The 20,522-nt window shown below is 48.8% G+C and carries 20 protein-coding genes; 13 read left to right on the top strand and 7 right to left on the bottom strand.

The features are described from left to right. Nucleotides 1-19: 19 nt before the first annotated feature. Nucleotides 20-757, top strand: coding sequence for an ABC transporter substrate-binding protein (locus KFF03_RS04295; protein WP_255859115.1), 738 nt, complete (start codon nucleotides 20-22; stop codon nucleotides 755-757). A gap of 6 nt (nucleotides 758-763) precedes the next feature. On the opposite strand, the gene KFF03_RS04290 is transcribed toward KFF03_RS04295, so the two are convergent. Next, on the bottom strand, nucleotides 764-1,114 hold the full coding sequence (locus tag KFF03_RS04290; protein WP_255859113.1) for a GIY-YIG nuclease family protein: 351 nt from the start codon (nucleotides 1,112-1,114) through the stop codon (nucleotides 764-766). A gap of 71 nt (nucleotides 1,115-1,185) precedes the next feature. Here KFF03_RS04290 and KFF03_RS04285 point away from each other — a divergent pair, with 71 nt between their 5' ends. Both KFF03_RS04285 and arfB read left to right on the top strand, forming a co-directional pair. Further along, nucleotides 1,186-1,842 carry a hemolysin III family protein gene (locus tag KFF03_RS04285; RefSeq protein ID WP_255859112.1) on the top strand — a complete coding sequence of 219 codons (657 nt, stop codon included), beginning with the start codon at nucleotides 1,186-1,188 and terminating at the stop codon, nucleotides 1,840-1,842. Beyond that, nucleotides 1,839-2,279, top strand: a complete 441-nt coding sequence (gene arfB, locus KFF03_RS04280; protein WP_255859111.1) for an alternative ribosome rescue aminoacyl-tRNA hydrolase ArfB — start codon at nucleotides 1,839-1,841, stop codon at nucleotides 2,277-2,279. The genes KFF03_RS04285 and arfB overlap by 4 nt, the downstream gene beginning before the upstream one ends. Before the next feature lie 24 nt (nucleotides 2,280-2,303). On the opposite strand, the gene djlA is transcribed toward arfB, so the two are convergent. The 3 genes from djlA to KFF03_RS04265 are packed head-to-tail and all read right to left on the bottom strand — an operon-like array spanning nucleotide 2,304 to nucleotide 4,938. Beyond that, nucleotides 2,304-3,131 (bottom strand): co-chaperone DjlA, encoded by an 828-nt coding sequence (gene djlA / locus KFF03_RS04275; protein WP_255859110.1) that lies wholly within the window; start codon nucleotides 3,129-3,131, stop codon nucleotides 2,304-2,306. A gap of 23 nt (nucleotides 3,132-3,154) precedes the next feature. Next, the gene (murU, locus tag KFF03_RS04270; protein ID WP_255859108.1) at nucleotides 3,155-3,874 is read right to left on the bottom strand and encodes an N-acetylmuramate alpha-1-phosphate uridylyltransferase MurU; all 720 of its coding nucleotides are present in this window, start codon (nucleotides 3,872-3,874) and stop codon (nucleotides 3,155-3,157) included. Beyond that, complete coding sequence (locus tag KFF03_RS04265; protein WP_255859106.1) at nucleotides 3,871-4,938, bottom strand: aminoglycoside phosphotransferase family protein; 1,068 nt, start codon at nucleotides 4,936-4,938, stop codon at nucleotides 3,871-3,873. Before KFF03_RS04265 ends, murU begins: the two co-directional genes overlap by 4 nt. A gap of 165 nt (nucleotides 4,939-5,103) precedes the next feature. On the opposite strand from KFF03_RS04265, the gene KFF03_RS04260 reads away from it, so the two are divergent. The 10 genes from KFF03_RS04260 (at nucleotide 5,104) to KFF03_RS04215 (ending at nucleotide 17,483) form a co-directional block, all read left to right on the top strand. Continuing rightward, complete coding sequence (locus KFF03_RS04260; protein WP_255859105.1) at nucleotides 5,104-7,578, top strand: LPS-assembly protein LptD; 2,475 nt, start codon at nucleotides 5,104-5,106, stop codon at nucleotides 7,576-7,578. After that, nucleotides 7,568-8,854, top strand: a complete 1,287-nt coding sequence (locus KFF03_RS04255) for a peptidylprolyl isomerase (RefSeq protein WP_255859104.1) — start codon at nucleotides 7,568-7,570, stop codon at nucleotides 8,852-8,854. The genes KFF03_RS04260 and KFF03_RS04255 overlap by 11 nt, the downstream gene beginning before the upstream one ends. Next, the gene (gene pdxA / locus KFF03_RS04250) at nucleotides 8,851-9,879 is read left to right on the top strand and encodes a 4-hydroxythreonine-4-phosphate dehydrogenase PdxA (protein WP_255859103.1); all 1,029 of its coding nucleotides are present in this window, start codon (nucleotides 8,851-8,853) and stop codon (nucleotides 9,877-9,879) included. Before KFF03_RS04255 ends, pdxA begins: the two co-directional genes overlap by 4 nt. Beyond that, nucleotides 9,876-10,727 (top strand): 16S rRNA (adenine(1518)-N(6)/adenine(1519)-N(6))-dimethyltransferase RsmA, encoded by an 852-nt coding sequence (gene rsmA / locus KFF03_RS04245; protein WP_255859101.1) that lies wholly within the window; start codon nucleotides 9,876-9,878, stop codon nucleotides 10,725-10,727. Before pdxA ends, rsmA begins: the two co-directional genes overlap by 4 nt. 27 nt (nucleotides 10,728-10,754) lie before the next feature. Beyond that, nucleotides 10,755-11,135 (top strand): Co2+/Mg2+ efflux protein ApaG, encoded by a 381-nt coding sequence (gene apaG, locus KFF03_RS04240; protein ID WP_255859100.1) that lies wholly within the window; start codon nucleotides 10,755-10,757, stop codon nucleotides 11,133-11,135. Nucleotides 11,136-11,149: 14 nt separating this feature from the next. Further along, on the top strand, nucleotides 11,150-12,013 hold the full coding sequence (locus KFF03_RS04235; RefSeq protein ID WP_255859099.1) for a symmetrical bis(5'-nucleosyl)-tetraphosphatase: 864 nt from the start codon (nucleotides 11,150-11,152) through the stop codon (nucleotides 12,011-12,013). Beyond that, entirely contained in the window at nucleotides 12,010-12,330 is a 321-nt protein-coding gene (glpE, locus tag KFF03_RS04230) for a thiosulfate sulfurtransferase GlpE (protein ID WP_255859098.1), read from the top strand. The genes KFF03_RS04235 and glpE overlap by 4 nt, the downstream gene beginning before the upstream one ends. 359 nt (nucleotides 12,331-12,689) lie before the next feature. Further along, on the top strand, nucleotides 12,690-14,612 hold the full coding sequence (locus KFF03_RS04225; RefSeq protein WP_255859096.1) for a PrkA family serine protein kinase: 1,923 nt from the start codon (nucleotides 12,690-12,692) through the stop codon (nucleotides 14,610-14,612). 21 nt (nucleotides 14,613-14,633) lie between these two features. Continuing rightward, nucleotides 14,634-15,914 carry a YeaH/YhbH family protein gene (locus KFF03_RS04220; protein WP_255859095.1) on the top strand — a complete coding sequence of 427 codons (1,281 nt, stop codon included), beginning with the start codon at nucleotides 14,634-14,636 and terminating at the stop codon, nucleotides 15,912-15,914. 21 nt (nucleotides 15,915-15,935) lie between these two features. After that, entirely contained in the window at nucleotides 15,936-17,483 is a 1,548-nt protein-coding gene (locus KFF03_RS04215; protein WP_255859093.1) for a SpoVR family protein, read from the top strand. A 22-nt stretch (nucleotides 17,484-17,505) separates the two neighbouring features. Here KFF03_RS04215 and KFF03_RS04210 read toward each other — a convergent pair whose 3' ends face one another. The 3 genes from KFF03_RS04210 to KFF03_RS04200 all read right to left on the bottom strand — a co-directional run bounded on the left by KFF03_RS04210 (nucleotide 17,506) and on the right by KFF03_RS04200 (nucleotide 20,387). Beyond that, the gene (locus tag KFF03_RS04210) at nucleotides 17,506-18,705 is read right to left on the bottom strand and encodes a flagellar assembly protein FlgT (protein WP_255859092.1); all 1,200 of its coding nucleotides are present in this window, start codon (nucleotides 18,703-18,705) and stop codon (nucleotides 17,506-17,508) included. A 57-nt stretch (nucleotides 18,706-18,762) separates the two neighbouring features. Then, nucleotides 18,763-19,374, bottom strand: a complete 612-nt coding sequence (locus KFF03_RS04205; protein WP_255859091.1) for an LPP20 family lipoprotein — start codon at nucleotides 19,372-19,374, stop codon at nucleotides 18,763-18,765. 107 nt (nucleotides 19,375-19,481) lie between these two features. After that, nucleotides 19,482-20,387, bottom strand: coding sequence for a DMT family transporter (locus KFF03_RS04200; protein ID WP_255859090.1), 906 nt, complete (start codon nucleotides 20,385-20,387; stop codon nucleotides 19,482-19,484). Nucleotides 20,388-20,522 lie beyond the last annotated feature (135 nt).

The following is a 20,522-nucleotide window of genomic DNA, read 5'->3' as shown; positions in this document are numbered from 1 at the left end:
AACCAGAGCACACGAACCCATGCGCACTCTTGCTATTTTTCTGACTCTTCTGATTTCAGCCTGGAGCTTCGCAGAGCCGGATAAAGAAGTGCGCCTGACCACTCTGCAATGGCCCCCTTATTCCGGTCAGCAACTGGCGGAACAAGGTGCCTCCGTTGCAGTTGCCAAAGCGGCATTTGCGGCGATGGGGTACCAGCTGCATGTCGACTTTTTCCCCTGGAGCCGAGCTGTTGCACAAGCCAAACGCGATGAGGCCTACGTCGGCTACTTTCCGGAATATTACTCCGACGCGATTGCAGCAGATTTTATTTATTCACACCCCATTGGCTCCGGCCCTCTGGGCTTTGCAGAACAAAAAGATGCCACCGTCAGTTGGTCAACATTGCATGATCTCAAAGCTTTGCGCATTGGAGTGGTTCAGGATTACGTTAATACAGAGGATTTTGACAACCTTGCCAAAGCAGGCATCTTGCAAACCGAGGCTGTAATCAACGACAAAAGTAATCTGTTAAAAGTCATCAGTGGTCGAATTGATCTGGCCGTCATCGATCGCAACGTCATGGATTATTTGTTAAAAACTGACCCGGCGTTATCCGCCAAAACACACAAAGCCCACTTCAATCAGCGTTTATTAGCCGATAAAAAACTGTTTATTTGCTTCAAAAAGACACCTGCCGGACAGCGTATGGCAGAAATTTTTAATCAGGGGCTTAAGAAGATCGACGTGGACGCCATTATGGCGCAACACCTTCACTAACGCTGTTTAATCAAGCGTTTCCAGAATCGTAGCTAACGGTATTTCTCCGGTTATCAGCTTTTCTTTATCGCGCTTCAGCATCTGCTTGATGCGGTATTCGGTTTTCAAGGCCCGGCTACGATTACCAATCACTTGCTGAAACACCAGGCTTAGCGGGCCTTTTCCTTTTAACGCCCGTGCACCGCGAACGCCCTTTTGATGCTCGACAAAGCGCCGTTCAACATCGGTCGAAATACCACAATACAAACTTCCCGCAGCCATTCGCACCAGGTAAACAGACCAAATGGCTTCGGCTTTTTTATCCACTGGCTGGATTTCCTCTACTGTCATCAATGAAAAATCAGTATGGTACATCATTGCTCTGCTACACCATTACACTGCAAGACCTTTACACTACAAGACAACGCGCAACGTTTTACGAGCCTTTTATGCATCATATCTTCCGCGACCCAGTGAGTGGTCTGACCCATCTGGCTGGTGCTGTTTTTGCCATTGTCGCCCTCTGTATTCTCAGTGTTCAGGCAGCGTTGCATGGCAATGCCTGGCATATGGTGTCGTTCACTATTTTTGGCGCCTGCATGCTGCTGATGTTTGCCAGCAGTGCGCTTTATCACCTCGTGCATGCCAGCGACAATGTGATTCGTTGGTTAAAACGCATTGATCATATGGCCATCTTCCTGATGATTGCCGGGTCTTATACACCGATTTGCCTGGTGGCACTCAACGGCAGCACTGGCTGGATTTTATTCAGCATTGTCTGGAGTCTGGCCGTTGCCGGCATTGTGCTAAAACTTGCCTGGATTGGAGCCCCCCCCTGGTTGTCCACGGTTATTTATCTGGCGATGGGCTGGATGGTGGTGTTTGCGGCCGGTCCGGCAATGGAAGCAATTCCGGAACAAGCACAGTGGTGGATTTTATACGGTGGTTTAAGTTACACCGTTGGCGCCATCGTCTACGCTCTGAAATGGCCAGACCCCTGGCCGCGCTGGTTTGGCTTCCACGAAATCTGGCATTTATTTGTAATGGGTGGTGTGTTTTGCCACTTCTGGGCCATTGCTTTTTACATGGCTGACATTCCGGTATGAGCCTGCCACTGATCGACAATGATGCTCTCTGCATCAGCCACACTGTCCGTTTGCCGCTGTACAAAATTGAGCTCAGCGCGATTCGTGCTCAGGGAGCTGGCGGCCAGAATGTGAATAAAGTATCCAGTGCCATTCATCTGCGTTTTGATGTTCACGCCTCCGGTTTACCTGAGTTTTACCGCGAACGGCTGCTCGCGTTAAAAGACCAGCGCCTCAGTAAAGACGGCATCATCATTATCAAGGCGCAACAATTCCGGACTCAGGAAAAAAATCGCGAAGATGCGTTGCAACGGCTACAAAGCCTGATTCGCTCTGTTGCTAAAACCGAACGCAAACGCATTGCCACGAAACCCACCAAAGGCTCACAAAGGCGCCGGGTTGATAGCAAAGTAAAACGTGGGCAAACCAAAAATATGCGCCGGAAAGTGGATTATTAACCGGCTAAGATCATAAGAAACCGGCTAACGCCCACGATGCTTTTTAACAAAATCGTAGGCGGTTTGTATTTCCTGAGTTTTTTCTTTTGCCAGCTTCATCATAGCTTCCGGCAGACCTTTGGCCAGCAGCTTATCCGGGTGATGCTGGCTCATCAGTTTGCGGTAAGTCTTCTTAAGTTCGGCATCCGATACCGATGGTTCAACCCCTAATACCGCGTACGCATTGGCCAGTTGTTGTTGCTCGCTTTTCTGTCCGCGGCTGCGCTGCCCGGAGACTGCCGCTTTAACCCGGCCATGAATCCACTCAAACTGAAAAGCATTAATTCCCAGCTGCACACACAGCTGACTGAAAAGCTTACGCTCAGCGACCGATAATTCGCCGTCGGCATAGGCCACACTGAGCTGAATTTCGAGAAACATCTGCGCCAGCGACGCCCGCTGACTGATCGCTCGTTTCAGCGCCGCCAAATCGGGCCCCAGCTCAAAGTCCGTTTGTTTGCCTTCGCTGAAATAAGCAATGGCTTGTTGGCGCTGTCGGCCGGATAACCCCATCTGATCCATGATATAGGTGGCTGCCGCAATCTCAGATTCACTGACACGACCATCCACTTTAGCCAGTTTACCCATCACCCGGAAAGTGGTGCGAAAAAACACCTGCTGTACCGATTGTTGACCATTATTTGGATTCAGCACAGAAGCATTGATATCCGCCGCCGCATCATTACCCAGCAAAAAACGGCCGAAGCTCTGATCAAATAAATGACCGGCAAACGCACCAATTAACAAGCCAAACGGGCCGCCGGTTAATAAACCAAACGCACCGCCTACCAGTTTGCCGATAAAAAAGTTCATGCCTTGTCCTGTCATAGCGAGTGTTACGCGCCTGCCGCTGATGTCTGCAACTGTTGCTCTAAAGCCTGTAAACGCTCAGGGGTTCCTACATCGACCCAGTCTGCGTTTAAAGGTTCACCGATAATCTGCTGCCGTGCCATAGCCTGACGTAATAATGGTGCTAATGGCCGTACCCCCGGCTCAATCCCTTCAAACAAAGCTGGCGACAACACACTGATGCCTGAAAAAGTAACCCCTTGATGTTCAGCTTGTGGCCCTAAAATGCCGGAGTCAGTCAATTCGAAATCACCCTGAGGGTTGTGTACTGGATTATCAATGAGTCCTAACCAGCCTGCCATCTGGCACTGCTGGATTTGATCAGATTTTGCAAAGGCCTGGGCATAATCCCAGTTGCTCCAGACATCGCCATTAATTAATAAAAAAGGATCTGTGCTCTCGTTTTCGCTTCCGTCCATTAACAGCGGTAATGCCTGCACTATGCCACCTGCCGTTTCAAGTGCCTCGGTTTCGGCGGAGTAGCGAATCGAGCATCCCAGCTTATGACCATCCCCCAGCTCTTGTTCAATCATCTGGCCGAGATAGGCATGATTAATCACAATATCGCGAATACCAACCGCCACCAGCTTCTCAATATGGTGCTGAATCAGCGGTTTGCCCACCAGCTTAAGCAGTGGCTTCGGGCAGTGATCAGTGAGCGGTGCCATACGTGTGCCCCGCCCGGCAGCCAGAATCATGGCCTTCATGCTGTCGCTCCATTGGCTTCTACAACATCAGTGGCAAAATGTTGTTCTAACGCGGGCATAAAGGATTGCTGCAGCCACTGATGAAAAGCGGCCAGCTCTGGATAGTCAGCACTTACCTCCAATAAATAACGACAGGTATTAGGAATATCATTCAGATAACCATCTTTACCATCACGCAGATGCAGTCGGGCAAAAATCCCCGCTGCTTTTAAATGGCGCTGTAACCCCATCCAGTCAAAATCTTGTTTAAAGCGTGCCCAATCATGCGGGTAAATACCCATAGCCTGTGCTTTTTGCCAATATTCTTTTGCTAACTCCTGCACCAGTGCATCGGGCCAGCGCACATAACAATCCCGTAATAACGACACCAGATCATAAGTCGCACCACCCACCACGGCATCCTGAAAATCAATCACACCCAGTGCTTGATCGGACTTAATCATCAGGTTGCGGGAATGAAAATCACGATGCACCACTACTTGAGGCTGAGCCAGTGCCTGTTCACGCAACAAAGCAAAGGTCTGGTGCAACATAGTCAGCTCCTGAGGAGCCAGCGTCAGCTGTAACTTTTGCGTACACAACCAATCAATAAACAAGCTCATCTCCTGATCGAGCAGTGCCTGGTCGTAAGCCGGTAAATCTGAGGTTGGCAGCGCCTGAATGGCTAACAGCTGATCAATAGACTGACTGTAGAGCTGTGTTGCCGTGGTCATGTCATTGCCGTCAGCATGTAACGCTGGCCACAACAGCGCATCACCAAAATCTTCCAGCAACATAAAACCCCGCTCAAAATCGTGCGCCAGCACCTGAGGCACCGCCACCTGATGTTGATGCCAAGCTTGTGCGATACGAACAAACCGCGGGTTATCTTCTTTATCGGCGGGAGCATCCACCAGAATCCAACTCAGCTCATGCCCTTCAGCATCACTATGCAACAGACGAAAATATCTGCGGAAACTGGCATCGCCGGATACTACGTGTAGCTGTGGGTTCACATTCAGTTCAGTCTGCTGTTGGATGATATCCACAGCCCAGTGCGCGAGTTCGTCCCGACGCTGATCCATGCTGGCCTCTCAGAGTTAGTCGTTCTAGAATTGGCCGCCCCATGTCATAATGGCGGGCGTCCGGATTAACAGCCGTAATGTAACACAGATAACTAAATGGACAGGCGCTTCACAGCCACTATGACAACACCGATCAAAAAATATCAACCCGCCCGGAAACGGGGTTTGAGCGCATCATTATTTGTGTTGTCCGTCAGTGTGGTGGCCAGCAGTTCACTTTATGCTCAACAAGCAACCTCCGATCAACCGGGCTATCTGAACTGGTACCCAAAATCATTACTGAGCACTAAAGAGCTAGCCAATGTGCCGGAATTCTGTTCGGGTAGTTACCGTATTTCCGATATTCCAGCGTTATCCGATGAGCGAATTGAAGTAGAAGCGGACAGCTCAACACGTGAAAAAAACGGTGATACGCATTTCTCCGGTGACGTCGAGTTTAAACAACATAACCGTATATTAACCGGCCAGCAGGCCAGCTGGTTTCCCAACAGTGAATCGGGCTTTTTCCGTGGTGATGTCATGCTACGCAGCCCATTATTAACCTTACATGGCGAACAAGCCGAACTGGCAGCGGATGGCATGATGACCTTTTCCGCTGCGGAATATGCAGTACCACAACGCCATTTGCGTGGCAGTGCTGACATTCTGAGTAGCCCGGGTGATGGTCGTTTTAAATTAGAAAACGCTACGCTGACCTTCTGCGAACCGCAGAGCAATGACTGGGATATTGCCGCGTCCGAATTAGAAATCGATCAGAATACTGGTGTGGGTACCGCCTGGCATGCACGTGTGCGGGTCGCTGATGTACCAGTGATGTATCTGCCGTATTACCGTTTCCCAGTAGGCGATCAACGGACAACTGGCTTTTTGGACCCACAAATTGCCGTTAACGGTAAATTACAGGCAGAAGACATTCAGCTGCCGTTTTACCTGAACATTGCACCAAACCTGGATGCCACCATCACGCCACATCATATTCTTGACCGCGGTTTGGTCTGGGAAGGTCAGTTGCGTCACAAAACCCGATTATTGGGTGATGGCCAGTTAAATGTCGGCTATCTGGGTGAGGATGATCTACAACAAAAAGAGTACGACGACTTCAACAACAACCTGCCCGACGGCGCTACGAATCAGAAAGAATCCGATGAGCGCTTCCTGATTAATTACACTCAGGCAGGCCGTATTTCCCAACATTGGCAACACCGCTGGCAGTTTAATAAAGTCAGTGACAGTGATTATTTTAACGACATGGACCCTACCGGGCCGGTCGACCGCACCACTCACCTGCCCAGCCGTGGCGAAATCTTTTTTGATCAGGATGCCTGGCATTTTGATGTGATGGCCGAAAGCTATCAAACCATTGATGACAGCATCGCTTTGAAAGACCGGCCTTATCGCCGTTTACCAGAGTTGGATCTGAGTTATCAGCCAACGGTTCTGAACGATTGGAAACTCGAGCAACAACTGCAATACACCCAGTTCAGTCGTAAAGATGAAGATGAAATCGATTTTGTCGATCAGGAACTGTCTGGCTTTGATGCCCTGAATGGCCGCCGCTTATTATCCGAAACCGCCTTGTCGTATCCAATGGAATGGCCGTTTGGTTTTCTTGCCCCCAAGGCCGAATACCGTTACCGCAACTATGAACTGCTGGATGCTGACGAAAGCGTAGAAGCCAATGACGAGATCGAGCTGAATTCGGCTCATGGTATTGGTCGTTATAGTCTCGATGCGGGTTTGTATTTTGATCGTGATTTTGAGTGGTTTAACAGCGATTATCAGCAAACGCTTGAGCCACGTGTGTTCTGGGTGAAAAGCCCTTATCTGGCAGGTCAGGAATATATCCCTAACTTTGATACCGCCACCCGTACCGTGACCTACTCCACCCTGTTTACCGGTGATCGTTTCAGTGGCGGCGACCGTCTGGCCGATCTGGATCAGGTCAGCGTGGGTCTGACTTCTCGATTTATTCGTGATGATGGACTGGAACAATTCCGCGCCAGTATTGGTCGTATTTATTACAACGAAGATCGTCGGGTACAACTGGACCCAACCAGTACACTGCCGGTTGAGAATACTCGATCTACGTCCAGCACGCTGGGAGAAGTCGAGTGGAATCCGTTTGAGCAATTATCGCTATACCACACGCTGGAATGGGACCCCTACGAAGACTACGCCAAGCAGCGTCGTTACGGTTTGCGCTTTGAAACCCAGCAAAATCGCATGCTGAATATCGCCACCAATACCGTACAAAATTACAACGACACTAATGATCGGTTTGATGTGGAAACCAAACAATTAGACTGGGGCTTCTTCTGGGCCATCAATCAGAGTTGGGGATTGGTTGGCCGCCAGTTACGTGATTTGCGCTCCTACGACAGCAACGAAGCCCGCCCGGTCAGTGACGTATTAGAATCACTGGCCGGATTTGAATACCAGAACTGCTGCTGGCGCTTTCAGCTGTTATACCGCGAATCCTCTTCTTCCGGTAATGACAGTGAAGATTTCAGTACAGACAAACGCTATGGCTTTATACTCAGCGTCCAGTTAAAAGGCCTGACCACCATTGGTGGTGGTTCCGATGCCTTGATTGAGGATGCAGTAACCGGTTACTCAAGACGACAATATCATGACTATTAAATCTTTTATTTCTACAGGCCTGCTCAGTTTGGGCCTGCTGTCTGCCAGCGTTATGGCGGCTCCCATCTCTATTGACCATGTGGTTGCCGTTGTCGACGACGACATCATCATGGACAGCGAATTGCAGCAGCGCATTGATGACGTTCAGCGTCAGAATCGTGGAGCACAACTGCCACCAACCAGCGTGATTCGTGACCAGGTGCTGGAACGTATGATTCTCGAAAGCATCCAGCTGCAAATGGCTGATCGTGGTGGCATCCGTATCGCCGATGCCGAACTGAATAATGCCCTGCGTCGAATTGCTGCGCAGAACCAGATGTCACTCAGCGAATTCCGTCAGGCGATGGAAAGCGAAGGTGTGTCGTTTACCCTGGCTCGCGATCAGATTCGAAATGAGATGCGCGTCAGCCGGGTACAGCGCTTCCAGGTTGGTGAACGTATTCAGATTACCGATCAGGATGTCGATTATTTTCTTGCCTCCGACCTGGGCAAGTTGGCCTCAGCCGCCGAATACCGCATTGGCCATATCCTGATTGCCGTACCGTCCCAGGCCAGTCCCGCTGATTTGCAAAAAGCAGAAACGCAGGCCCATGGCATCGTCGCCAATCTGCGTAACGGTGCTGATTTCCAACAAACAGCCATCGCCCAATCCAATGGCCGTAATGCGTTAAAAGGAGGTGACTTAGGTTGGCGTAAAGAGGCGCAGTTACCGGGCATCTTTGCTGATGTGATTCCTGAGCTACAGGTCGGTGAGGTGTCCAATCCGATTAAAAGTGCCAGTGGTTACCATATTGTTACCGTGACCGAAAAGCGCGGCGGAACGACACAAATGATCACTCAGACCAAAGTGCGTCACATTCTGGTACAGCCCAATGAATTGCGTAATGCCAAAAAAACCAAAGAGCTGATTGAACGCATTTATAAGCGACTGCAAAACGGTGAAGATTTTGAAACCCTGGCGCGTGAGTTCAGTGATGACCCAGGCAGCGGTGCAAGCGGTGGCGACCTGGGCTGGGTAAACCCGGGCGATATGGTGCCAGCCTTTGATAAAACTATGGCGGCCACTCAACCTGGTGAATTAAGCGAGCCGTTTGAGAGTCGCTTTGGCTGGCATGTACTGCAAGTAGAAGGTCGCAAAGAAACCGACATTGGTGCGGAAAAACAACGCGATCAGGTGCGTCAGATGTTATACAGCCGCCGCTTTGAAGAAGAGCTGCCCATCTGGCTGCGTAAGATCCGCTCCGAAGCCTATGTTGATATCAAGGGCGATGAATGATCCGGCTGGCAATTACCGCCGGTGAACCGGCCGGCATTGGCCCGGATCTGTGTATTCAGCTGGCGCAACAGGCTCACTCGCAACAATTGATTGTCATCGCAGATCCACAACTGCTGCAGCAACGGGCGCAGCAGCTGGGGCTGGCGCTTGAGATTCTGATCTTTGATGATCACAGTCCACTGCAGGCCGCCAAACCCGGCCAGTTATGGGTGTACCCGGTCAGTTTGCGTGCTCCGGCAACAGCCGGTGTGCTCGACACCAGCAATGGTTTGTATGTACTGGAAACCCTGCGTATTGCCGCTCAGGGTTGCCTCGACAAACGCTGGCACGGCATCGTTACCGCACCGGTACACAAAGGGGTGATCAATGATGCTCTGGCGGCCAACCCGGGGGTTGATGACCCGGTGGCCAGCTCGAGCACAAGTAATACAGCGTTTACCGGCCATACAGAGTACTTCCGCGATTATTGTGGTGTCACCGAAGTGGTGATGATGCTGGCCACCAGCGACTTAAAAGTCGCGTTGGTCACCACTCACCTGCCGTTGCGTGACGTGGCGGATGCCATTACTCCCGAGCGTATTCAGCGCGTCAGCCGTATTCTGCATCACGATTTACAAACCTTTTTTGGTTTACCACAACCACGCATTCTGGTTGCCGGACTCAACCCACACGCCGGTGAAGACGGGCATTTAGGCCGTGAAGAGCTGGATGTGATTAACCCAACACTGGCCGGCCTGCGCGACGAGGGTCTACAACTGATTGGCCCGCTACCCGCAGACACTTTATACACACCCAAGTTATTAGAACAGGCGGATGCCACCCTGGCGATGTATCACGATCAGGGCTTACCGGTATTAAAATTCCACGGATTCGGGCGAGCCGCTAATATTACTCTTGGACTTCCGATTATCCGCACTTCGGTTGATCATGGCACAGCACTCGATCTGGCAGGCAGCGGCAACGCTGATGCCGGTAGCCTGCTGACTGCGATCGAAGTTGCCAGCCAAATGGCACACAATGTATGAGCAATTCTTTCGACTCCCGTTCGTTAAACCCGAATCAACATGGCCATAAAGCACGTAAACGTTTTGGTCAGAACTTTCTGCACGATCACTACGTAATCGACAAAATTGTGCGCTCGATTAATCCAAAACCGGAAGATTGTCTGGTCGAGATTGGTCCGGGTATGGGCGCCATCACTGAGCCCCTGCTGGAAGCCAGTGGTCGCCTGAACGTGGTTGAACTCGACCGGGATCTGATTCCGATTCTGCGCACCAAGTTTTTTAACTACCCGGATTTTAATATCTACGAAGGCGACGCGCTGAAGTTTGATTTCCGCCAGCTGCTCGATAACAACGAACAACAATTGCGGATTGTTGGCAACCTGCCCTACAACATTTCCACACCGCTGATTTTTCACTTTCTGAGTCACCACGCCATGGTGAAAGACATGCACTTTATGCTGCAGAAAGAGGTAGTGGATCGCCTGGCGGCTGGGCCTGGTACATCTGATTACGGCCGTTTGGGCATCATGGCGCAGTATTACTGCAAAGTAGAACCGCTGTTTATTGTGGGCCCGGGCTCGTTTAATCCGCCACCTAAAGTGGATTCGGCCATTGTCCGGCTGGTGCCTTACGATGAACTGCCGTACCCGGCAAAAGATACAAAAGTATTGCAACGTGTTGTGCGTGAAGCCTTCAGTATGCGCCGTAAAACCATCCGTAATACCCTGAAAAAATTACTCAGTGCCGATGAAATTGAAGCACTGGGCCTGGATACCAGCTTGCGTCCGGAGCGCCTGACCCTGCAGGACTACGTCAGCATTGCCGACGCGGTATACGATAAGCAGCAACATGAAGCTAACGACCAATAATCACTGAGACGACTGAGAGCACCACGGATGAGTACACTGGACGATAGTATCGAAGTTGACGTCATCAGCGAATACCTGGCAGAGCAGTCCGTGCCAGACGAACAACGGTTTGTATTTGCCTATCATATCCGCATCATTAACCATGGTGAGCAGCCAGCAACGCTGCGCAGTCGCCACTGGTTTATTGCCAATGGTAATGCCGATGTTCAGGAAGTGAATGGCGAAGGGGTTGTCGGAGAACAGCCCACCATTGACCCGGGTGACCACTTTGATTATTCCTCCGGCGCGGTACTGGCAACTAAGGTAGGCAGTATGCGCGGTTATTATGTGATGGAAGCACAAGATGGCACCCTGTTTCATGCCACCATTCCGGTCTTTACCCTGGCTACCCCACACGCCCTGAATTAAATAAGATTTTGTAAATGGCTACTTACGCAATTGGTGATTTACAAGGCTGCTTTGAACCTTTGCAGCGCTTGTTAGATAAAGTGAAATTTGATCCGGCAAAAGACCACCTATGGTTGGCCGGCGATTTAGTTAACCGCGGCCCGCAGTCGCTTGAAGTGTTACGTTTTCTCAAAGACCTGCAGCACCGGGCTGTTTGTGTTCTTGGTAACCACGATTTGCACCTGCTGGCGGTGTATTATGGTGATCATAAGATCAAACGCAGCGACACACTGGACTTGATCCTCAACGCACCAGACGTGGATGAATTAATGGATTGGTTACGCCATCAGCCGCTGGTGCACTTTGATGAAGCCCGCAACTGGTGCATGACCCACGCCGGATTACCACCACGCTGGAGCGCACGCAAAGCCAGACGATTATCACAAGAAGTGGAAGCGGCGATCCAAGGGGAAAAACCGGAGAAGTTTTTCCGCAAGATGTACGGCAACCTTCCGGTGCGCTGGGATAAAAATCTTGAAGGCGTTGATCGCTTGCGCGCAATTGTAAACTTTCTGACCCGTATGCGTTTTATCGATGGCATGGGGACACTCGACCTGATGAGTAAAGAAGGCCTGGATACTGCCCCCAATGGTTTTTTACCCTGGTTCCGGCACCCGAAACGCAAAGCCGCTGATACCCGTCTCTTATTTGGCCATTGGGCCGCATTGGAAGGCAAAGCAGAAGCGGATAACGTGTTTGCACTCGACACCGGTTGTGTCTGGGGTGGGAAGCTGACAGCACTGCGTCTGGAAGATGAAAAGCTTTTCCAGGTTGCAGCTCAGCCCAAAAAAGAATCGACTAGCAAAAAAGTCAGTAGTAAAAAGAAGAAAACAGTATGACTCAGTTTAAACGCATTGCCGCCGCCGACGCTCACACCCTGCTCGACGCCGGCAATACACAAGTGATTGATATTCGCGATCCTGGCAGTTATGCACAAGGCCACATTCGTCAGGCTCTTTATGTAGACAACAGCAATGTGCAACAGTTTGTCGAAAATGCCGACCCGGAAAAACCTTTGATTGTTTGTTGTTATCATGGCAATTCCAGCCAGGGAGCGGCACAATATTTCGCTGAACAAGGTTTTAAAGACGTATACAGCCTGGATGGCGGCTATGAAATGTGGAAAATGGCCTACCCCCAATGGTGTGAACAATAATAACCCACACTAATTTTTAGCTCCTGAATTAATTATCTTTGATAATCACGAGGGAGCTAAACACCTGAATTAAAAACACTTTATCGTTTATTCAAACGTTTGTTTTGTTGTTCACAACCTCTTTTTTCTCTCCTATTCATTGTTTACAAATCCTGTTTATTGCTCGAAAAGCACTAATCCGGCACAGCAAATGCTTTATTAAATCAGCAGCGTCAAAAAATTAATCCTAACAATAATTTACTGGCGAACAGCAACTAAACTGAACCATACTGGTCTTATAAAGAGTCCATTTAAATTTAACGCTAAGCAGTAACTGATATGTAAATCAAAAATTAAAAGTAACGCCAAAGAGGTGACCTATGAGTGTATTCAGCCGTTATCAAGAAAGGTATCAGGCAACACAGGAAGAGGTAATGTCCCTGCAGCAATATCTCGAACTCTGTAAACAAGACCCATCGGTATACGCCACCGCCGCAGAGCGGATGTTAATGGCCATCGGTGAACCCGAAGTCATCGACACCTCTAAAGATTTACGCCTCAGTCGAATTTTTTCCAACAAAGTCATTAAACGTTATCCCGCTTTTTCTGAATTTTATGGCATGGAAGAAGCCGTCGAAAATATTGTTTCTTACTTCCGACACGCGGCACAAGGCCTGGAAGAGCGCAAACAAATTCTGTATTTATTAGGCCCGGTGGGGGGCGGTAAGTCATCTTTGGCCGAGCGCCTGAAGCAATTAATCCAACACATTCCTTTCTATGCCATCAAAGGTTCTCCGGTATTTGAGTCGCCACTGGGGTTATTTGACCCAGATGAAGACGCTCATATTCTGGAAGAAGATTATGGCATTCCGCGCCGTTACCTTGGTAAGGTGATGTCACCCTGGGCAGTCAAACGTCTGCATGAACTCGGTGGCGACATCAGTAAATTTGAAGTGGTGAAGCTCTACCCTTCCATTCTCGATCAGGTCGGGGTCGCTAAAACCGAGCCCGGTGATGAAAACAATCAGGATATTTCTTCCCTGGTGGGTAAAGTCGATATCCGCAAGCTGGAAGACTTCTCACAGGATGATCCAGATGCTTATGCGTATTCCGGTGCTCTTTGTCGTGCGAATCAGGGGTTAATGGAATTTGTTGAGATGTTTAAAGCCCCCATCAAAGTGTTACATCCGCTATTAACCGCGACTCAGGAAGGCAATTATAACGGCACAGAAAGTATGGGCGCGATGCCATTTGAAGGGGTCATTCTCGCTCACTCTAACGAATCCGAGTGGCAAACCTTCCGTAACAACAAAAACAACGAAGCTTTCCTCGACCGGGTTTATATCGTCAAAGTCCCTTACTGCTTACGTGTTGATGAAGAGGTCGATATTTATCAGAAACTGTTAAAAAGCAGTTCGTTAGCCAATGCTCAGTGTGCTCCGGATACGCTGAATATGCTGGCAAAATTTACCGTGCTGTCTCGCTTATTAGTACCGGAAAATTCCAGTGTGTATTCCAAAATGCGTATTTATAATGGCGAGAACCTGAAAGATACTGACCCAAAAGCCAAATCCATTCAGGAATACCGCGACAACGCGGGTGTCAACGAAGGCATGAGTGGTATTTCTACTCGCTTTGCTTTCAAAATCTTATCCAAAGTTTTTAATTTCGACTCGACCGAAGTGGCAGCTAACCCGGTTCATCTGTTGTATGTACTGGAGCAGGCACTGGAGCAGGAACAATACCCAGAAGAAATACACGATCGCTACCTGAATTACATCAAAGAATATCTGGCAACTGAATACGTTGACTTTATTGGTAAGGAAATCCAGACCGCTTATCTGGAGTCTTATTCTGAGTATGGCCAGAATATTTTTGATCGTTACGTCACCTATGCCGACTTCTGGATTCAGGATCAGGAATACCGCGACCCGGAAACCGGTGAAATGCTGGATCGTACTGCCATTAACGAAGAACTGGAGAAAATCGAAAAATCCGCGGGCATCAGTAATCCGAAAGATTTCCGCAATGAAATTGTGAATTTTGTGTTGCGTGCCCGGGCCAATAATAATGGTAATAACCCATCCTGGCAGTCGTACGAAAAAATGCGCTCAGTGATTGAGAAGAAGATGTTCTCCAACACTGAAGATCTGCTTCCGGTTATTTCGTTCTCGGCCAAGTCATCCTCTGCTGATCAGAAAAAGCACGACGATTTTGTCGCTCGTATGAGCGAACGGGGTTATACCGAGAAACAAGTTCGGTTATTGTCCGAATGGTATTTACGCGTTCGTAAGTCGCAATAATTCCTGCAAGCGAGGTAAGGTATGTCTTACATTATCGACCGGCGCTTAAATGGTAAAAATAAAAGCATGGTGAATCGCCAGCGCTTTTTGCGTCGTTACAAACAACATATCAAAGGTGCAGTTTCGGATGCTGTTAATAAACGTTCTATTACCGACATGGAGCGTGGTGAACAGGTATCTATTCCCACCCGCAGTACACACGAGCCCATGATCACTCATGGGCCTGGCGGCAAACAACACCGTGTATACCCCGGTAACAAAGAATTTAATACCGGTGACCAGATTCAGAAGCCACAGAGCGGTAGTGCAGGTTCAGGCAGTGGCCAGGCCAGTAATCAGGGTGAAGGTGAAGACGATTTTTCTTTTTACCTCAGTAAAGAAGAGTTCCTGAATTATCTGTTTGATGATTTAGAGCTGCCAAATATGGTGAAAAAAACATTAAGCCAGTCCAGTGAATACAAAACCTTACGTGCTGGTTTTGTTTCTGAGGGCACCCCCAATAATCTGTCAGTGGTGCGTTCTTTGCGTAACGCTCATGCGCGGCGTATCGCCATGGGTTCGGGTAAGCGGAAAAAGCTCAAACAACTGAAGCAGCAACTGTCGGAAATGGAGCAAGAAAGTACACCACAAGCTTCTGTGGTACAGCAACTGCAGGAAGAGATTGCCGACCTGGAGCGGCGATTAAAATTGGTGCCTTTTATTGATGATCTGGATTTACGTTATCGTAATCAGGTTAAAGTGCCGGTACCCAGCAGCAAAGCCGTGATGTTCTGTCTGATGGATGTTTCTGGTTCAATGACCCAGGATGTGAAAGATATTGCTAAACGCTTTTACATCTTGCTGTATCTATTTTTACAGAAAAATTACGACCATATCGAGATTGTTTTTATTCGCCATCACACCAGTGCCAAAGAGGTGTCCGAAGAAGACTTTTTCTACTCCCGGGAAACCGGCGGCACCATTGTTTCCAGTGCTCTCCGCCTAATGCAGGAAATTGTTGAACAACGCTATACCAGTAGTGAATGGAATATTTATGCTGCCCAGGCATCCGATGGTGATAACTGGGATGACGACTCGCCACAATGTGCAGAGTTATTAAATAGTCACTTATTGCCCATGGTTCAGTATTTTTCTTATATCGAGATTACACCGAATCAGCATCAGGCGTTATGGGAAGCCTATAAAACTCTGGAACAAAGCCATCACGGTCGCTTTGCCATGGCACAAATACGCAATGCAGGTGATATTTACCCAGTGTTCCGGGAGTTATTTGCCAAAGAAAAATATCAGCAAGCCAGTTAAACATGCGTTGATGAGGTCTTTATGACGAGCCATTCTGTAACGAACAAAACAGCAGGTAACAGGGAAAGGCAATATATCTCCACCGACTCAGACTGGAACTTCGAACTATTGCAGCGTTATGACGAAGAAATTGCCCGGGTCGCTGCTCTGTATAAGCTGGACACATATCCGAATCAGATTGAAGTGATCAGCGCAGAACAAATGATGGATGCTTATTCATCCGTCGGCATGCCCATTGGCTACAACCACTGGTCGTATGGTAAACAGTTTTTATCCACACAGAAAAACTATCAACGTGGCCAGATGGGCTTGGCCTATGAAATTGTCATCAACTCCGACCCATGCATTGCTTATCTGATGGAGGAAAATACATTACCAATGCAGGCACTGGTCATTGCCCACGCCTGTTATGGACATAACTCTTTTTTTAAAGGCAATTACCTGTTCCGAACCTGGACAGATGCCAGCTCAATTATCGATTATCTGCTATTTGCAAAAAACTACATCCGTAAGTGTGAAGAAAAATACGGTCTGGATGAAGTCGAGAAAACCCTCGATGCCTGCCATGCATTACAGAATTATGGTGTTGATCGTTATCGCCGGCCAAAGCCGGTATCCGCTGCGGAAGAAAAACTGCGTCAGCAAGAACGGGAAAACATTCTGCAACAACAGTTAAACGATTTATGGCGCACCATTCCTAATCAGGAGAAAACTGAAACGCAACAAAAGAAACGTCGCTTTCCATCCGAGCCACAGGAGAACCTACTGTATTTCCTGGAAAAAAATGCCCCCTTGCTCGCTCCGTGGCAACGTGAAGTGGTGCGTATTGTGCGCAAAATATCACAGTATTTTTATCCACAACGTCAGACTCAGGTGATGAACGAGGGCTGGGCTACTTTCTGGCATTACACCCTGTTAAATCACCTATACGATGATGGAAAAGTCACCGATGGGTTTATTCTTGAATTTCTCAGCTCACATACCAATGTGGTGTTCCAGCCGCCGTTTGATGCGCCCTACTATAACGGCATTAACCCTTATGCATTAGGGTTTAATATGTTTCAGGATATTAAACGAATCTGCGAAAATCCGACCGATGAGGATAAAACCTGGTTCCCGGATATTGCCGGTAGTGATTGGCTGGAAACTCTGCACTTTGCCATGCGTAATTTTAAAGATGAAAGTTTTATTCAGCAGTTTTTATCGCCAAAACTGATGCGTGATTTTCATCTGTTCAGCATTTACGATGATGATGAAAAATCGAATTTTGAGGTTTCTGCGATTCACGATGAACGTGGCTATCGCAAGGTTCGCGAAAGATTAGCACAGCAATATGACTTATCAGTGCGGGAGCCCAATATTCAGGCCTGGTCTGTCGAGTTGGAAGGTGATCGCTCACTGACATTGCGACATACCATGCAGGACGGCAAGCCCCTATCCAGTGATACCCATGAGGTGGTCAGGCACTTACATTATTTATGGGGTTTTGATATTCATCTGGAGACCTGGCATGAGCAACGTATGGTAAAACGTATTAGCTGCCCTGCCAGTACTTTGGAAGATTTATAGCTATAGCAACGCCAGTAGGTTTTTACCAGGCAATCACCATATCATCGCGCTGAATCGCTAAATGCTCAGCGGTGTACTTCATTTCAGCCACAACAAATTGTGGCTGAACCTGCTTCACAACCACTTCCGTCGCCATATCGCTCAGTTCTGTGCGAGGTTCCAGGTCGAGGTTATAGAAAGTACTGGTGCGATACACCTGAAATTTATCGCCCGGGCGAATACCGGCACCAGCACTGGCTTCGATATGTAAGCGATTACCACGAGCCTTTACAACACGTGCCATAAAAGGCTGACAACGTAATACTTCATCCAGATCGTCCACTACTGAGGTCAGCACTTCGCGTACTTCATGGCCATAGCCGGTTTGCCAGAAACGTGGCGAGGCAAAACCAACGCGCTGCTGACGTGGAATATCCCAGTCACCAGAGGTGGCATAACTGCGTTGAAACAACATCGCACCACTTAAGCCATCGTGAACAAACACATCGACCACAAACTGACGCTGAGTGCCGGATGATTCAAACCCAGCCAATGACAACCATTTATCGGTAATACCAGGATCCGATTCCAGCGCTTCTCCCTGCATGGCCAAATCACGCACCACACCAGAAACCACATACTGAGCCCCCAGCTGAGTCGCCAGTGAAATAGAGGTAGTTAAACGTTGTTGTGGTGTTTCAGCCGATGGCGCACGGCGAGGGTCCTGAAACAAACTGGTGCGAGTGGCATCCATCGCATGAGTAGCGCCGCGGTCATTCAGGGTATTCAGTAATACCCGAGGGAGATCCTGCTCAATATTCTGCAGCTGACCAAGTGTTGCGTGCATCGGTTGTGCTAAACCAAATCCAGTAATGGCGATGGCTTTGCGATACCGCTGCGGCGAATTCGGGCACATCGCCAAGGCACTGACATCGGCACGGATAGCAATCTGGTAAAGGCCATCCTGTTGCTCCTCCCAGAGTACTTCAACATCTTTAACCTGAGCATCTGAACGTAAGCGAACCTGATCTTCTTCAATGACCCCGTGTTCCATTAACTGTGTGCTGCTGATTTGGGCACCGGCACGTAAGCTGGCCTGGCGCAAGGCATCATCCAGTGCCTGCTGGCGTACGTAAGAAATCGCGCCGTTTAAGGGTGCCTGACCAACCACTTCAACGGTCAGCGCTAACGCGCTAACCGACAATGTGTTCAACAACAGTAAACAAAACAGACGCTTTAACATAGTAACCACCCTTTGCCTGGCTAATGATTCAGTCCGGTTATTTATTCAGCCAGCTATTTATTCAATAAAGTAAAAGCCGGATTCCGGCAACGCAGCTTCACCCTGAACACGCTGGCGCTGGGAAGCTGCAAAGTGATTCGGATTATTGCCGCCCAGAGGCACACGACAATCGACATTAAAGCGCTGGTTATCGGTGGTTTGTAAACAGTTACGGAAGCCCTGATCAATAATCATCTCAAGAACCGTTTCGACACTGCCATCCGGCAGCACATCGGTGGAAACAACGCGGGCACCGTGCATATAGGTTTCGACATAGGTGCGGAAGCGGTCGTTCTGTACAACCATATCACGCACCGTGGTGCTGCCCTGAATAGACGTCCCGTAAACCCGTTCAGCCATGGAACGGTATGCGTCCATCTTCGCTGCGCGCATCGCCATCAGGCGTTTTTGCACCGGATTTTTTTTACTTTCAGATGGCATAGCGCCATAACCCACCACCCGTAAAACCATCGGGGCAATCGGATCAATTTCCTGTTCGACCGGCTGGAAAAACGCTTCTGGTTCGTCAAAGCTTTCTTCCTCAATCAATGCACTCGAGCAGGCCTGTAACCCCAGTGTTGAAATCAAAGCCAGACTGGTGGCTAAGCCCTTACGCATTGAATGCTTCATACTCATTCTCCTAAAACCTGATCTGCTCATCGATGCCTGAAACAGCGCCTTAACGGAGTTATCGGCACCCATGAGCAGATATTTAACAAATAAATTGGTTAACCAGTTTAGTTGAGAATTTTCCGCTTCAGAGTCTTTTTAAAAACGCGATGGAATGATGGATTCCATTGATACAACCCCAGCCCCACCAGTAACAAAGCCGCGCCTTTAAGTGCCACTAACTGGAAGCTTTCATCGTTGAGCAAATTTCCCCAGGTTAATGCCAGAACCGGGGAAATCAGCGTAATCAGGGTGACTCGTGCCGCAGAAAGGTATTTGAGAATATAAAAATACAACATAAACCCAACGATCGAGCCCAACACAACCAGATAACTTAACCCAAGTTGGCTAGTTAATGACCAATCATCCGGAATATGAATACCAAATATCGGCAAAGTGATCAGATACAACAAAGATGAAAACCATAATGTTCCGCTGGTCTGAACCATCGGGTGCAGACCAGCATTGGTTTTTTTCACCCACACAGCACTCCAGGCAAAAAAGAATACCGACAACAATGTACCCACAATGCCACGCCAGGCATCGCCATCAATAGCAGTGCGGGCACTGACCACCAGCGCCAGCCCAGCCAATGCCAGCAATAAAGCCATCAATCTTACCGGTGTTAATTCACGTTCTTTTAACCAAAAATAAGCGATTGCCCCCGACAACATCGGCGATAAACCATACATCACAGAAATTAATCCTGAGGGTATAAACAACGATCCCCAGTACACAGATAACATGGCGCCATAAACACCCACAGAACCTGCCAGATAACTCATTAACGCCGCTTTATGTAACGCTAAAGGCTGTCGTAACAACCACAGTACCGGCAACGATAACAAGGCAGCCAGCCACATACGCAGCACCAGCGCGGTATAAAAGTCTAACCCCTGCTGGCTGAGTTGAATGGCCAGCGGTGTACCCGACCAGATAAGAATGACCGTTAAATAGGCAAGTATCATAACCATGCCAAATCCTCCTTTAATAAATGATTAGGAGGGTCTGCGGCCAGGCAATAAAAAAGGCCGCATATGCGACCCTTTTTTATTACATAAGTTGTTATCAGTAATCAGGTCGCACATCACATAGAAATACCGCACAGG

The organism is Bacterioplanoides sp. SCSIO 12839 (assembly GCF_024397975.1).
GTDB lineage: Bacteria > Pseudomonadota > Gammaproteobacteria > Pseudomonadales > Oceanobacteraceae > Bacterioplanoides.
This window is presented reverse-complemented; position numbering and strand designations above follow the sequence as displayed.